This window comes from Curtobacterium sp. SP.BCp (assembly GCF_051903255.1).
Lineage (GTDB): Bacteria > Actinomycetota > Actinomycetes > Actinomycetales > Microbacteriaceae > Curtobacterium.
Genome location: NZ_CP194338.1, coordinates 790,085 through 803,970, shown reverse-complemented (window position 1 = coordinate 803,970; position 13,886 = coordinate 790,085). Strand labels below are relative to the sequence as shown.

The 13,886-nt window shown below is 72.2% G+C and carries 13 protein-coding genes; 4 read left to right on the top strand and 9 right to left on the bottom strand.

The features are described from left to right. Positions 1 to 13 precede the first annotated feature (13 nt). Positions 14 to 424, bottom strand: a complete 411-nt coding sequence (locus ACRQ4C_RS04105; RefSeq protein ID WP_439690229.1) for a hypothetical protein — start codon at positions 422 to 424, stop codon at positions 14 to 16. Between the two features lie 189 nt (positions 425 to 613). On the opposite strand from ACRQ4C_RS04105, the gene ACRQ4C_RS04100 reads away from it, so the two are divergent. Further along, entirely contained in the window at positions 614 to 1,573 is a 960-nt protein-coding gene (locus tag ACRQ4C_RS04100; protein WP_439690228.1) for an AraC family transcriptional regulator, read from the top strand. 121 nt (positions 1,574 to 1,694) lie between these two features. Here ACRQ4C_RS04100 and ACRQ4C_RS04095 read toward each other — a convergent pair whose 3' ends face one another. The 4 genes from ACRQ4C_RS04095 to ACRQ4C_RS04080 all read right to left on the bottom strand — a co-directional run bounded on the left by ACRQ4C_RS04095 (position 1,695) and on the right by ACRQ4C_RS04080 (position 7,440). Beyond that, entirely contained in the window at positions 1,695 to 4,028 is a 2,334-nt protein-coding gene (locus tag ACRQ4C_RS04095; protein ID WP_439690943.1) for a glycoside hydrolase family 3 N-terminal domain-containing protein, read from the bottom strand. 224 nt (positions 4,029 to 4,252) lie between these two features. Then, a complete protein-coding gene (locus ACRQ4C_RS04090) occupies positions 4,253 to 5,128 on the bottom strand; it encodes a carbohydrate ABC transporter permease (protein ID WP_290132648.1) in 876 nt (291 codons plus the stop codon). Further along, on the bottom strand, positions 5,125 to 6,141 hold the full coding sequence (locus tag ACRQ4C_RS04085) for a carbohydrate ABC transporter permease (RefSeq protein ID WP_290132649.1): 1,017 nt from the start codon (positions 6,139 to 6,141) through the stop codon (positions 5,125 to 5,127). Before ACRQ4C_RS04085 ends, ACRQ4C_RS04090 begins: the two co-directional genes overlap by 4 nt. Before the next feature lie 3 nt (positions 6,142 to 6,144). Then, positions 6,145 to 7,440, bottom strand: a complete 1,296-nt coding sequence (locus tag ACRQ4C_RS04080) for an ABC transporter substrate-binding protein (RefSeq protein WP_290132650.1) — start codon at positions 7,438 to 7,440, stop codon at positions 6,145 to 6,147. A gap of 150 nt (positions 7,441 to 7,590) precedes the next feature. Between ACRQ4C_RS04080 and ACRQ4C_RS04075 the strand changes: the two genes are divergently transcribed. Beyond that, on the top strand, positions 7,591 to 8,622 hold the full coding sequence (locus ACRQ4C_RS04075; protein WP_439690227.1) for a LacI family DNA-binding transcriptional regulator: 1,032 nt from the start codon (positions 7,591 to 7,593) through the stop codon (positions 8,620 to 8,622). A 96-nt stretch (positions 8,623 to 8,718) separates the two neighbouring features. On the opposite strand, the gene ACRQ4C_RS04070 is transcribed toward ACRQ4C_RS04075, so the two are convergent. Continuing rightward, the gene (locus tag ACRQ4C_RS04070; protein WP_439690226.1) at positions 8,719 to 9,678 is read right to left on the bottom strand and encodes a helix-turn-helix domain-containing protein; all 960 of its coding nucleotides are present in this window, start codon (positions 9,676 to 9,678) and stop codon (positions 8,719 to 8,721) included. Positions 9,679 to 9,766: 88 nt separating this feature from the next. Here ACRQ4C_RS04070 and ACRQ4C_RS04065 point away from each other — a divergent pair, with 88 nt between their 5' ends. Continuing rightward, positions 9,767 to 10,120 carry a hypothetical protein gene (locus ACRQ4C_RS04065; protein ID WP_290132653.1) on the top strand — a complete coding sequence of 118 codons (354 nt, stop codon included), beginning with the start codon at positions 9,767 to 9,769 and terminating at the stop codon, positions 10,118 to 10,120. A gap of 18 nt (positions 10,121 to 10,138) precedes the next feature. Here the strand turns inward: ACRQ4C_RS04065 and ACRQ4C_RS04060 are convergent, their stop codons facing one another. Then, a complete protein-coding gene (locus tag ACRQ4C_RS04060) occupies positions 10,139 to 11,332 on the bottom strand; it encodes an FAD-dependent monooxygenase (RefSeq protein WP_439690225.1) in 1,194 nt (397 codons plus the stop codon). 104 nt (positions 11,333 to 11,436) lie between these two features. On the opposite strand from ACRQ4C_RS04060, the gene ACRQ4C_RS04055 reads away from it, so the two are divergent. Then, positions 11,437 to 11,928: a MarR family winged helix-turn-helix transcriptional regulator gene (locus ACRQ4C_RS04055; protein ID WP_290132655.1), complete on the top strand. Its 492-nt coding sequence runs from the start codon at positions 11,437 to 11,439 to the stop codon at positions 11,926 to 11,928. An 11-nt stretch (positions 11,929 to 11,939) separates the two neighbouring features. Here ACRQ4C_RS04055 and ACRQ4C_RS04050 read toward each other — a convergent pair whose 3' ends face one another. Next, the gene (locus ACRQ4C_RS04050) at positions 11,940 to 12,833 is read right to left on the bottom strand and encodes an NmrA family NAD(P)-binding protein (RefSeq protein ID WP_290132656.1); all 894 of its coding nucleotides are present in this window, start codon (positions 12,831 to 12,833) and stop codon (positions 11,940 to 11,942) included. Positions 12,834 to 12,860: 27 nt separating this feature from the next. Continuing rightward, positions 12,861 to 13,886, bottom strand: coding sequence for a helix-turn-helix domain-containing protein (locus tag ACRQ4C_RS04045; protein ID WP_439690224.1), 1,026 nt, complete (start codon positions 13,884 to 13,886; stop codon positions 12,861 to 12,863).

Below are 13,886 nucleotides of genomic sequence, written 5' to 3'. Positions count from 1 at the left end.
GGCCGATCAGGCGTCACCCCACGGCGCGTTCGACGAGCGCGAGCAGCCGCGCTTCGTCCTCGTCGCCGAGGGCCGTGATCCCGTAGGCGCTCGGCCACACGCCGCCGTCCTGGACGAGCGTGGCGTCGTCGAAGCCGAAGGTGCACGACGTGGTCCCGTACTTCGACGCGGCCATGAAGAAGCAGACGACCTTGCCGTCCCGGTAGTACGCGGGTTGCCCGTAGCGCGGCTTGGGCTGCAACTGGGGCACCCGTTCGAGGATCGCGTCGTGGATGCGGAGCGCGATCTCCTGCTCGCCCGGGGTCATGTCGCCGATGATCGCGCGGACGGCAGCGTCGCCGTCCTCGCGCTTCTTCAGCTCGGCCGCGCGGACACGGATCGCCTTCCGCTCCTCGGCGGACAGCGCCTCTGATCGTTCCGGCACGGGCGACTCCCCTCGGTTCGGACGACCCCATCATGGGACGCGGGCACCTCGGCGGTCAACGGACCACGGCGAACCTGGCCCGGGGCAGACCGTCGTCCTGCCCCCGGACTGGGGTGTGCAGTCCGCTGGCCGCTTTCGGCGCTCCGCGGACAGAAGTCGGGCGGACGGGCAGGCTGCACCGGTAGCCCCATGACCCACCCCACCCCCACCCGAGTCCAGGTCGATTCGCAGAGCGACGACCTCGACGTCGCGCGCGACCTCCTGGCGGAGGAGTACGCCGGCAGCGAGTGGCGGGCGGAACGGACGGACGAACCGTTCGGCTTCCGGTTCCGCGCCGTCGGCGACGCCGCGATGACCCTGCGGACGATCCGGTTCGACGGCCACCTGTCCGGCACCATGTCCCGGTCCGACGACCACCTGGTGCAGTGGACGACACGCGGCCGCGCGACGATCACCCCGCCGGGCGAGGAACCGATCGTCATGGAACCCGGCCGACCGCAGCTGTGGCCGCAGAGCGGTGCGGGGTTCGACTACCGGGACTACGACCAGCGGCTCGTCCAGGTGGACCGTTCGGCGCTCCGCGAGGTCGCCGGCGAGCGCGGTTCCGACCCGGAGTCGCTGCAGCTCGACCACCGGGTGCGTCCGGACGACCGGGCGCTGCAGGTCTGGCGGACCGCGGTACAGCTCATCTCGCACACGGTGCTCGACGGGAAGGCGTCGCCGCTGCTCCAGGCGGAGATGGGACGGCTCGGTGCGCTGGCCCTGCTCGAGCTCTACCCGGTGGTGTCGGCGACGCTGCCGAACGAGCTGCTGCTCCCCCGCAACGCGCACCTGCGACGGGCGGTCGAGTACGTCCACGAGCACTGCCACCTGCCGATCACGAGCACCGACCTGGCCCAGGTGGCGTCGCTGAGCCTCCGCGCGCTGCAGCACGCGTTCCAGCGCACCTTCGACTGCTCACCGAACGCCTACATCCGCCGCGTGCGCCTCGACCGCGTCCGGGACGACCTGCTCCGAGGCGACCCGGCGACCACGAGCATCGCCGAGGTGGCCAAGCACTGGGGCTTCGGGCACGCCGGGCGCTTCTCGGCGACCTACCACCAGCAGCACGGCGAGTACCCCCGCGAGACGCTCCGCCGTTCCGCCTGACCCGCACCGCACCGCTGCACGACCGGAGGCACCCCGAACCACGAGGCAGCGTGGTTCGGGGCGCCTCCGGTCGTGCGAACGCCGCGATGGCGCGGGCCGGGCTGCCGCGATCAGCAGCGCCTCAGCGCACCGTTGCGGTCACCACCCGTCTGTCGGCCGGCAGCACCTCGCGCACCGGGCCGGTGACGCGCACCACCGCACGGTCCGTCGCGGAACCGGGCGCGGGGATCGGACCCGCTCCGCGCCCGACCGCGACGATCCCGTCGGCGCGCACCGTGCCTCCCGGCCGGGACGCCCCCGCGTGCGACGCGACCCACACCTCGACGTCACCCGGCTCGACGACCCGGCGCATCGCGCGGTCGGTGAACCCGAACCGCTGCACGGGCACGTCGAAGCGGACCCGCACCGCTCCCCCTGCGGGCACCGCGACCCGCGTGTAGCCGAGCAGCTGCACGAGCGGCCGGGTGACCGACGCGGCGACGTCGTGGCCGTAGAGCTGCACGACGTCCTCACCGTCACGGTCGCCGGTGTTGCGGACGGCGACCTCGACGGAGAACGCACCCGAGGTCGCGACGGACCCGTCCACGACGAGGTCCTCGTACGTGAACGACGTGTACCCGAGGCCGAAGCCGAACGGTCGCACGGGCGTCGAGTCCGCCGCCGTGACGTCGGACGGCCCGCCGAGCCGCGGGTGCAGGTAGGTGTACGGCTGCGCGCCCGCGGATCGGGGCAGGGTGACCGGCAGCCGGCCGGACGGGGATGCCACCCCCGTCAGCAGGTCAGCGATCGCGGTGCCGCCGGCCTCACCGGGGAAGAACGCCTGGACGACCGCGGCCGGTCGGGGTCCAGGTCCGTCGAGCGCCCATCCGATCGCGTACGGTCGGCCGGTCAGGAGCACCATGACGGTCGGGGTGCCGGTGGCGACGACGGCCTCCACGAGCTCGCGCTGCACGCCGGGCAGGTCGAGCGACTCGGTGTCGTTGCCCTCCCCCACGGTGCCGCGTCCGAAGAGCCCGGCCTGGTCGCCGACCACGACGACCGCCACGTCCGAGGCCAGTGCGACCGCGACCGCGTCGGCGATGCCGGAGCGGTCCTCGCCCGTGACCGAACAGCCGGCGGCGAACCGCACCGCGGCGGAGCCGAGGGTGTCGGCGAGGGCCTCGCGGACGGTGGGGATCGCGAACCCGAGGGGCAGGTCCGGGTGGGCGGCGAGCACGTGGTTCGCGAAGGAGTAGCAGCCCTGCAGGGCCTCGGCTCGGTCGGCGTTCGGGCCGATGACCGCCACCGAGGCACCTGCGGGGAGCGGGAGGACGGGCGCCGCAGCGACGCGCTCGTTCGACAGCAGCACGAGCGACCGCGCGGCGAGCGCCCCGGCGAGGGCACGGTGTCGCGGCGTGTCCAGGTCGACGCCGGTGGGGGCGTCGTCCTCGAACGCGTCGGGGTCGAGCAGCCCCAGCCGTTCCTTCTGCCGCAGGACCCGGAGCACGGCCCGGTCGACGAGCGCCTCGTCCACCGCACCCGACCGGACGCGCTCGACGAGCGGCCCGAGGTAGGCGTCCCCGGTCGGCAGCTCGACGTCGATCCCGGCGGTGAGGGCGAGCGCGGCGGCCTCGCCACGATCGGCCGCGACGCCGTGCATGACCTCGAGGAACGCGACCGAGAAGTAGTCGGCGACGACCGTCCCGTCGAAGCCGAGCCGGTCCCGCAGCAGGTCGGTGAGGAGCGCCGGGTCGGAGGCGACAGGCACCCCGTCGACCTCGGCGTAGGAGTTCATGACCGACCGGGCGCCGCCGTCCCGCAGCGCCATCTCGAACGGCGGCAGCGACACGTCCGCGACCTCGCGCGGTCCGGCGTGCACGGGCGCGTGGTTCCGCCCCGCCTGCGACGCCGAGTACCCGAGGAAGTGCTTCAGGGTCGCATCGACCCCGGCCGCCTGGAGCCCGCGGACGTAGGCCGTGCCGACCGTGCCGACGAGGTACGGGTCCTCGCCGATGCACTCGTCGACCCGCCCCCAGCGCGGGTCGCGGACGACGTCGAGGACGGGCGCGAGGCCCTGGTGCACGCCGAGCTCGCGCATCGAGTCACCGATCGCGGTGCCGACCTGCTCGACGAGCTCCGGGTCGAACGCCGCACCCCACGCGAGCGGGGTCGGGAAGGTCGCGGCCTTCCACGCGGCGAGCCCGGTGAGGCACTCCTCGTGCACGAGCGCCGGGATGCCGAGACGGGTCTCACGCTTGAGGCGACGCTGCTCGGCCCACAGCCACGCCGCACGCTCGTCGGGTTCGACGGGCCGTGTGCCGTAGACGCGGGTGAACTGGCCGATGCCGTGCCGCGTGATCTCGGCGAGCGTGGTGCCGTCCTGCGCGGCGGCCATCTCGCCCTGCATCGGGGCGACGACGCCGTTCTGGTCGAGCCAGTAGCCGACGAGCTGCGCCGTCTTCTCCTCGAGCGTCATCGCGGCCAGCAGGGTGGTGACGCGGTCGGACGCGGTCGCGTCCGTCAGGTGGGTGGCCTCGGACTGGAGGCGCGGTGCGGGCCCGCCACGCGCCTGGCGTCCGTCACCGGTCGCGGTGGCGACGGGCGTCGTCGACGCAGGGCGCGCCTCCTGGCCGTCCGTGGTCACCGTGCCGTCCTCCGCAGTCGAGCCGTCCGTCGCTTCCGTCGTCGGGCCGAACGTGCTCACCCCTTCACCGCCCCGGTGAGACCGCCGACGATGCGCTTCTGGAAGATCGCGAAGAACACCAGGGCCGGGATCATCGAGAGCGACGTGAACGCGAGCACCCGGGCCGTGTCGACCGAGTACTGCGACGCGAACGCCTGGACGCCGAGCGGCAGCGTGTAGGTCGACGCGTCGTTGAGGATGAACAGCGGTAGGAGGTAGCTGTTCCAGCTGCCGATGAAGGCGAGGATGCCGACCGTCACGACGCCGGGCAGGGACAGCGGGACGACCATGCGGAAGAAGAACCCGATGCGGCTCGCCCCGTCGATGGCGGCGGCCTCCTCGAGCTCGTCCGGGATCGCCCGGAGGAACGGCACGAGGATGATGACCGTCGTCGGCAGCGCGAAGGCGATCTGGGGCAGGATCACGCCGGCGAGGTTGTTCGTCAGCCCGAGGTCCTTCACCAGGATGTAGAGCGGCGTGATCGCGACCGTGATCGGGAACATGAGGCCGGCGGCGAAGAGGGAGTAGAGCGCCTCGCGGCCGCGGAACCGGTAGCGGGCGAGGACGAAGCTCACCATGAGCCCGAGCACCACGACGCCGACGGTCGTGGTGACACCCGCGACGACGGAGTTGCCGAGCTGCTGCCAGAACACCCCGCTCGTGAGGACGTTGACGTAGTTGCCGATCTGCCACGGGTTCGGCAGGCCGGCGGGGCTCGCGGTGATCTGCGAGTTCGTGCGGAACCCGCCGAGCACGATGTACGCGACCGGGCCGACGCACACGGCGATGAACAGCAGTGCGATGAAGTACGTGCCGAGGTTGCGCTCGCGCTTGACGGGACGGCTGTCGTGAGGCCGCCGCTTCGGCGCGACGATGGAGGCGGTGGCGGTCATCGGTCGCCCTTCTCGGTCAGGGCGCCGGCGGTGTCGCGGCGCAGGACGAACCGCTGGTAGACGAGGGCGACGACCAGCGAGATGAGGAAGATGACCACGGCGACGGCGTTGCCGTACCCGTAGTTGCCGGAGAGCCGCCCGTTGCCGACCATGTAGGTCGCCATCGTCGAGGTGCCGGCGGTCGAGGCGATGTACTGGCCCCAGATGATGTAGACGAGGTCGAACAGCTGGAGCGACCCGATGATCGACAGGAACGCCCAGATGCGCAGCGTCGGGCCGAGGAGCGGGAGCGTGATGCGCCGCTGGATCTGCCAGTAGCTCGCGCCGTCGAGCTGCGCGGCCTCGAACAGTTCCTCGGGGATGCTCTGCAGGCCGGCGAGGAACAGGATCACCGCGAAGCCGATGTACTTCCACGAGATGATCCCGAGGAGGGTCCAGATCGCGATGTCGGGGTTCGAGAGCCAGTCGTTGCGCAGGAACCCGAGGCCGAGCGACTGCAGCAGGTCGTTCACCGCGCCGCTCGACTGGAGCATGAGGCTCCACCCGGTGCCGACGATGACCTCGGAGATGACGTAGGGCAGGAAGATGAGGACGCGGATGAGTCCGCGGCCGCGGATGCGCTGGTTGAGCAGCAGCGCGAGGATGATCGCGATCGGCCCCTGCACGAGGAGCGAGCCGATGACGATGAAGAGGTTGTGCCAGAGGACGGCCCGGAAGTCCGGGTCGGTGAAGATGACCTTGTAGTTCTGCAGGCCCACGAAGTCGACGGGGGCGCCGTAGCCCTGCCACTTGTAGAAGCCGTAGTAGGCGGCGAGCACGACGGGCAGGATGACGAACCCGACGAACATGATGACCGCGGGGCCCGCGAGGACGGCGATCTCGACCCGGGTTCGGACGTCGGTGCCCTTGCGGACCCGGCGGGCCGGGGCCGACGGCGTACCGTCGGCCCCGCCCGTGCGACGCCCCGTCCCGGACCGCGCCTCGTTCGAGCGCGGTGCGACGGAGGTGGTCATGCGTCAGCCCTTCGCTGCGGCCTGGTTGACGGTCGACACGATGTCCGAGACGGACCCCTTGCCGGCGAGGAGGTTGACGACGCTGGTGTTGAGCGCGTTGCCGACGTTCTGGCCGTAGAGGGTGTCGAGGTAGTTCGACACGAACGGGGCGTCGTTGTACGCCTTCAGCACGGTCTTCAGGTACGGCTCGGTGACGACCGACTGGGCCGACTGGTTCGCCGGGATCGAGTTGAACGCCTTGTAGTAGTTCTCCTGGACGCTCTTCTGGGTCACGAAGTTGAGGAAGTCGGTGCACGCCTTCTTCGGAGCCTGTGCCGAGCAGGAGAGTCCGCCGACGGCGCCCATCATCGAGCCCGCTTCGCCCTTGCCGCCGGAGACCTCCGGGAACGGGAAGAAGCCGAGGTCGGACAGCGGCTTGCCGTCCGGGGTGAGCGAGGAGATCACGCCCGGGTCCCAGGCGCCCATGAGCTCCATCGCGGCCTTGTGGTTCGCGATGAGACCGGCGGAGCTGCCGGCGCCCTGCTGGGCCGAGGTGGTGAGGTAGCCGTCGTTGAAGGGCTCCGTGTCGAAGAACGCCTTCGTGTCCTCGCCCGCCTGCTTCCAGCACGCGTTGTCGAACTTGAGGTCCTGCGCGGTCTTCGTGAGGACGCTCGACGAGCAGGCGCGGAGCGCGAAGTTGTAGTACCAGTGCGCGGCGGGCCAGGCGTCCTTCGCTCCCACCGCGACCGGCTGGATGTCCTTGTCCTTGAGCTTCTGGATGTCCGCGTTCAGCTCGTCGATCGTGGTCGGCGTGCCGTCGATGCCGGCCTTCTCGAAGAGGTCCTTGCTGTACCAGATGCCCTCGGGGTCGACGTTGGTGGGCATCGCCCAGGTCTTGCCGTTGAGCTCGAAGGCCTTGAACGACCCCTTGCTGATCTCGCTCTCGGCGTTCGAGCCGATGGAGTCGGAGATGTCCATGACCTGGCCGGCGTTGACCATCGCGGCCATCTTGCCGCCGCCGCGCTGCATGAAGACGTCCGGGGCGGAGTTCGAGTTGAGGGCGGTCTGGAGCTTGCCGTCCAGGTCCTCGTTCTGGATCGCCTGGATCTTGATGGTCACGTTCGGGTTCTTCGCCTCGAAGTCCTTCACCGTCGTGTCCCAGAACGCCTTGCCCGGGCCGGTGGTCGAGTTGTGCCAGAAGGTCATCGTGACCTTCCCGCCGTCGCTCGACGCGTCGCTGCCTGCCGAACAGCCAGCGGCGGTCAGTGCTGTCGCCCCGATCAGCGCGATGGCTGCCGCGGCACGGATCTTCCTCGTCATCGTGGAACTCCTGTTGTGTCGTCGTTGACTCGCAGCGACATCGACTGCCGCCTCTGCGGAGAGCGTGCCAGGGCGTCCTGCGGCTTGTCAATCGTTATCGATAACGTTTTCTTTACCGATCGGCGGCTCCAGCGGCGGTACGGTGTGCAGATGGACACGGCGATCGGCGCACGCCCCGGCGCCGGCCGGGTCACCATCGCGGACGTCGCGCGGGCGGCCGGCGTCTCGATCCCGACCGTGTCGAAGGTCATCAACCAGCGGGACGGCGTCGCCCAGGGCACGATCCTCCGCGTGCAGGAGGTCGTCGAGCAGCTCGGCTACGAGACCTCGCTCGTCGCACGGAGCCTCCGGAGCTCGCGCACCGGCGTGGTCGGCATCCTCGTGACCGAGTTCGAGCCGTTCTCCACCGAGCTGCTGCGCGGGGTGTCCGGTGCCACGACGGGCACGGGCTACGAGCTCCTCGCCTACGCCGGACTCGTGACCGGGGCCGAGCAGAAGGGCTGGGAACGTCGCTCGCTCTCCCGCCTGTCCGGCACGCTCATCGACGGGGCGATCGTCGTCACGCCGAGCACCGCGCTGTCGGCCTCGTCCATCCCCGTCGTGGCCATCGACCCGCACACCGGACCCGAGGGCCACGCCACGGTCGACTCCGACAACGAGGGCGGGGCCGCCCAGGCCGTCGAGCACCTCGTGTCACTCGGGCACACGCGGATCGCACACCTCCGCGGGCGACCGGACCTGGCGTCCGCCCAGCTCCGCGAGGCCGGGTACCGACGGGCACTCGTCGCCGCGGGGCTGACGGTGGACGAGTCGCTCGTGCGCGACGGCGGCTACCAGGAGGACCGGTCCGCCGAGGTCGCCCTCGGGCTGCTGTCCGGCCCCGATCGTCCGACCGCGGTGTTCGCGGCGAACGACTCGTCGGCCGTCGGCGTCCTGCGGTCGGCCGCGGCGCTCGGGCTCCGGGTGCCCGAGGACCTCTCGGTGGTCGGGTTCGACGACGTCCCGCAGGCCGCGACGACGACGCCGCCGTTGACGACGGTCGCGCAGCCGCTGGTCGAGCTCGGGTCGCGCGCGGTCGAGATGCTGCTCGCGATGCTCCGCGGCGAGCAGACCTCCGACCACGTGCGGCTCCCGACGACACTCCGGGTGCGGCAGAGCACCGGGCCCGCCCCGACCCACTGAAACCGGTCGCGGCGCGCCTGCAGGTCGCGCCGGCCGCGGTGCGCGCGCAGGTCACGCCGGTCTGGGCGCGCGCGCAGGTCGCGCCGGCGGGGTGCGTCAGCGGGTCCGGCGCCGGAGGGTCTCGGACGGGAGCTCGCCGAACGTGTCCGCGTAGTACCCCGCGAACCGGCCCAGGTGCCCGAAGCCCCAGGTGCCCGCGATCGCCGCGACGGTGGTCTCGGCGGGGTCGCCGGCGACGAGCTGGGCCCGGACCCGGTGGAGCCGCACCTGCCGGAGGAACGCCATGGGACTCGTGCCCGTGTGCCGCTGGAACGTGGCCTGCAGGCTCCGCGCGTTGACGCCCGCGACCCGGCTGACGTCCGTGCTGGTGATCGGCCGGTGGGCGTTCGCCACCATCCACTCCTGCGCGAGCCGCATCGTGGCCGGCCCCTCGTGCAGCTCCAGGTCGAGCTGGGGCGTCACCTCGTACGCGTCGACCACCGCCTCGGCGACGAGCATGTTCACGGCGGCACGTCGACCGCGGGCGGTGTCGATTCGCAGGAGCTCCGGTGCCGCCGAGGCGATGACGGCCCGCAGGTGGTCGAGTTCGCCGGGGTCGGCCGTCACCGAGAACCGGAGCGGACCCGGCACGGAGTGCCGCTGCGCCGCGGCCACCGACTCGAGGAACGGGGCGTCGAAGCGCACGGTGTGCAGGGTGGTCGGCGCCCCGTCGAAGGCCACGTCGCGACCGGACGGCCACATCACCGGGACACCCGGGTCCATCACGATGGGGTCGCGCCCGGCCGTGTCGACGGCGAGGCCCGGGCGGGTCGTCCAGGCGAGGACGTAGCTCGGCGCCTGCCCGATGGTCCCCCACCGCGGCGCGTCGACCGAACTCGTCCCCACGACGACCTCGTCGTCACCGACCGCGCGGAAGCGCCAGGTGAACCGTTCGTCGCCCGACCGCCCGACGCTGATGTCCTCGCTCGAGTACACGCGCTCGTAGAACGCGACCGCCTCGTCGATGTCGAGTCCGTGGCGGTCGACGTGGATGAGGGGTTCGGCATCCGTCGTCATGCACCGCTCATTCTGTCGGCACCGCCCGACACCCCGCTGCGACTGCGCACTCCGGACAATCCCGGCGCCGAGGAGTTGGCTCGGTCGGGTGAAGTACGTGGTGTACGGGGACAACAAGGTGATGACCGGCGACGCGATCGCGGACGCGGTGCTCGCGTACGCCGCGGCCCTCGGCGAGAACGGGACGACCGACATCGTCGAGATCCCGACGGCGGACGACAGCGGCACCGCGGTGAACGCGGAGCTGCTGCTCGGACCGGCGTCGCAGGTCATGGTCGAGACCGCTCCCGACGACGAGCTCGAGCCGGAGGACGAGGACCTCGTCAACGAGCTCGTGCGGCGGACGGCGGCGGTGGGTGGCGGTCGGTTCGTGGACGCCGCGTCCTCGCACTCCGAGGAGCCGGAGGCCAAGCGCCTCCGGACCGACCCGCCGCGCTCCTGAGCCGTCTGGCCCGAGCCGTCACCCCTGGGCGGTCGTCCGCAGCGGCGGCAACGGCTGCTCGGTCTCGGCGACCCGCGTCAGCCGTGCCGTGACCGGTGCGAACACCGGAAGGGTGATCGCGCGGTCCACCACGTGCCGGAGCGCCAGCCCGAGGCGCGTCTGCGGGTAGGCGAACCGTACGATGCCCTTCGGGATGTCCTGCACGTCGGACACGAGCGGACGCATCCACTCGTCGAACGCCGTGGCGGCCGCGGCGGTGTCGTCGTGCGTGCTGAGCGACGCGGCGAGGACGTACCCGGAGGTCAGTGCGAGGGAAGCTCCCCCGCCGCCCATCGGCGTCACGCACCACGCGGCGTCCCCGACGAGCCACACCCTGCCGCGGGCCCAGCGCGGCATCCGGATCTGCGTGAGCTGGTCGACGTACACGTCGTCGGAGGCGTCGAACCCGTCGAGCACGCGCTCGGTCTGCCACCCCGCACCTCGGTACCGCTCGCGCATCCGGGCCAGGGCTCCGTCGCGCGGGAGCGCAGCGAGGTCGTCGTCGTTCGTGCAGGCCAGGATCGCTCGGGTCGTGCCGTGGGGATCGGGTCGGAGGTGGACCTGCCGTCCCTCGACGGCGTTGTACCAGCGCCAGCGGTCGTCGTCCGACGGCTCCCGCGGGATCGTCCCGAAGACCATCGCGACGCCGAGGTCCCGCGCCTCGACCTCGTCTTCCGCGAACACGAGCGACCGGGTGCTCGACCGGACGCCCTCGGCCACGACGAGCAGGTCGGCCACGAGCGCCGTCCCGGCGTCGGTGCGCACGGTGACCGACGCGCCGTCGTCCGTGACCTCGGCGATCGTCTCGCCGTACCGGACCGTGACGTCGGACGGCAGCGCGTCGAGGAGCACGTGCGCGAGGTCCCCACGGAGCACCTCGAGCTCCGCGGTCGCGCCGTCCCCGCCGCCGTCGGGGAGCTCCGCCCGGACGGAGCCGTCGGCGTCCACGAGGACCGTGCCGGTCTCGGTGGTGTTGCGGGCGCGGACCGACTCGACCAGGCCCATCCGGTCGAGGACCTCCTTCGCGACACCGCGGACGTCGACGTTCTGCCCGCCGTCGCGGAACGCGGGCGCTCGCTCGACGACGGTCACCCGCCACCCCGCGTGGGTGAGCCACCAGGCGGCGGAGAGGCCTGCGATGCTGGCCCCGGAGACGAGTGCGTGCTGCTGCATGTGCTTCCCTGTTCGTCGGAGCGCGGATCGTCTGCGCTGATCGTCTGCGCTGATCGTCTACGGTGATCGCTTTACAGTAAAGCGATCACCGCCTGGAGGTGCCTGTGTCCCCGCTCGACCCGCTGTCCGTCGACTGGTCCGACGACGAGGTCGGCGCCATGCACGCGCTCCGCGACTGGGCCGTCGCGTTCGAGGAACTGAACCGGCACCTCGCGACGTGGACGGGGCTGCCGGGATCGGACGCGAACGCCCTCGGGCAGGTGGTCTGGGCCGAGCAGGGCGGACACCCGCTCTCCCCCGCCGAACTCGCCCGCCGGATCGGCATGACGACCGGGGCGACGTCGATCCTCGTCGACCGGCTCGTCGCCGCCGGGCACGTCGGTCGTCACCGCGAGGGGTCGGACCGTCGCCGGGTGACCCTCCGCCCGACCGAGCACGCCCGCGAGGAGACCCGGCGGTTCCTGGCCGCGGCGGGCGCGGAGTTCGCCGCGACCGTCCGCGACACCGACGCCGCCGAGCTCCGCACCGTCCGTGCGTTCCTCGTCCGGATGACTGCCGCGGCGAGCGCGGCGAACCAGCGGCTCGCCGGTCGCTGACCGACCCGGCGTCAGACCCCGAGGTGCTCCGCGAGGACGTCCTCGACGCTCGTCCAGCGCTCCGGCCGGTACCGCTCGCCGCCGAGGTTGCGAAGCTCGCCCTCGCCGCTGAACATCGTGACGAAGTACTGCATGCCCTGCCACGCGGGGAACGGCTCGTCGTCGTCACGGGACAGCCGCCGCCCGACCCTCGCCATCGCGGACAGCGACCCCGTCGTCCCCGCCCAGAGCACGCGGTGGCGGAGTCCGGTGAGCCGGGACATGGTGTCCGCGAGGCTCCGCGACGTCACCCGGTCCCCCGCGACCTCGACGAACCGCGGCGCATCGGGGTCGAGGGCGACCCGGGCGACCACGTGCGCGACGTCGTCCTTCGTGGTGAAGTCCAGCGGCTGGTCGGCGCTCGACCACGCCAGCACCCGCCGTCGATCGAACAGGACCAGCGGCGCCTGCCCGGTGAGCATGTCCGCGAACGCCCCGTTCAGCACCGAGGTCGCCCGGATCGGCGCGGCGTCGAGGACCGCGGCGAACTCGCGTCGGAGCTCGAAGTTCCGGTTCGTGCCCGGCGTGACGCTCCGGTAGTCGGCGGAGTAGTCCGACGGCACGAACCGCGGCACACCGGCCTCGACCGCGGCGTCGAGCAGGGCGCGCTGCGCGTCCACGACGACCTTCCGGGTGCCGCTCAGCACGGACACGACGACGTCGACGCCGCGCAGGACCTCGACGAGCGCGGCGTGGTCGGCGTAGTCGGCGGTGACGACCTCGACGCGCTCGTCGGCGGGCACGCGGTCGGCGGCCGCCCCGCCGCGGGTGAGGGCGCGGACGCGGACGTCGAGGCCCATGAGCTCGCGGACGATGCGGCGGCCGAGGTCGCCCGTGGCGCCGGCGACGAGCACGGTGGTGGTCATGCAGCGAACGCTACGGGACGCCTCCGATCAGCGCCGCAGCGTCTGCTTCGGGTACTCGCCGAACCGCTCCGCGTACGACGCCGAGAAACGACCGAGGTGCGCGAACCCCCACCGCCGGGCGACGTCGCCGACCGCTCCGACCTGCGGATCGAGCGCGAGGAGTTCCTCGTGCACGCGGTCGAGCCGGACCTGGCGGAGGTACGTCAGCGGGGAGACGTCGAACACCCGACGGAAGGACTCCTGCACCGACCGCACGCTGAGTCCGGCGACCGCCGACAGCTCGGCCACGGTGACGTCCTCGGCGGCGTGCGCGTGGATGTGCTCGACCGCGGCACGGAGCCTGGCGTTCTTCGGCAGCCCGAGGACGGCGGGCAGCCGGTCGAGGTGCGGCGGGAACATCTCGAGGAAGACCCGGGCAGCGGACTCCTTCGCGGTGCGCCAGGCGTCACTGTCGGGTCCGGCGGCCCGCAACGCCCGGGTGAGCCCGGTGATCGCGACACGCCAGGACCGCACGGCCTCGGGCACCGGCTCGGCGAGGTGGTCGAACCGCAGTGGCCGGTCGCCCAGGTCGAGGTGTTGGGCCGCCACCCGCTCGACGAAGGCCCGGTCGAAGTGCACCAGACGCTGGTCGTAGTCGGACGCGGCGAACGTGTAGGTCTTGTCGGTCGGGTACAGCACCGGCACGTCCGGACGCATCTCGACGGCGTCGCCGGCCAGGTCGAGCTCGGTGTGGCCCTCCGTGAGCCACCCCACGACGTACTCGTCCGACGGCGCCATCGGCCCGCGGATCGCGCCGGTCAGCTGCGAGCGCCGGACGGACACCTCGGAGTCGCCGACGACGGTGTACCGGTACGAGAACCCGCGGTCACCACCACGGGCGACCCAGGCGTCACCGCCGTAGACGCCACCGAGATCGCGGACGGCCGCGGCCGGCTCGTCGCCGGCGAGTTCGAACCGTACGGCCTCGACGGGCTGGTCCTCGAGGAACGCCTCGCTCACCGGGTCACCGCCGAGCGTCGCCCTGTTCCGGAAGCCCCTGTCCCGGATGCGCAC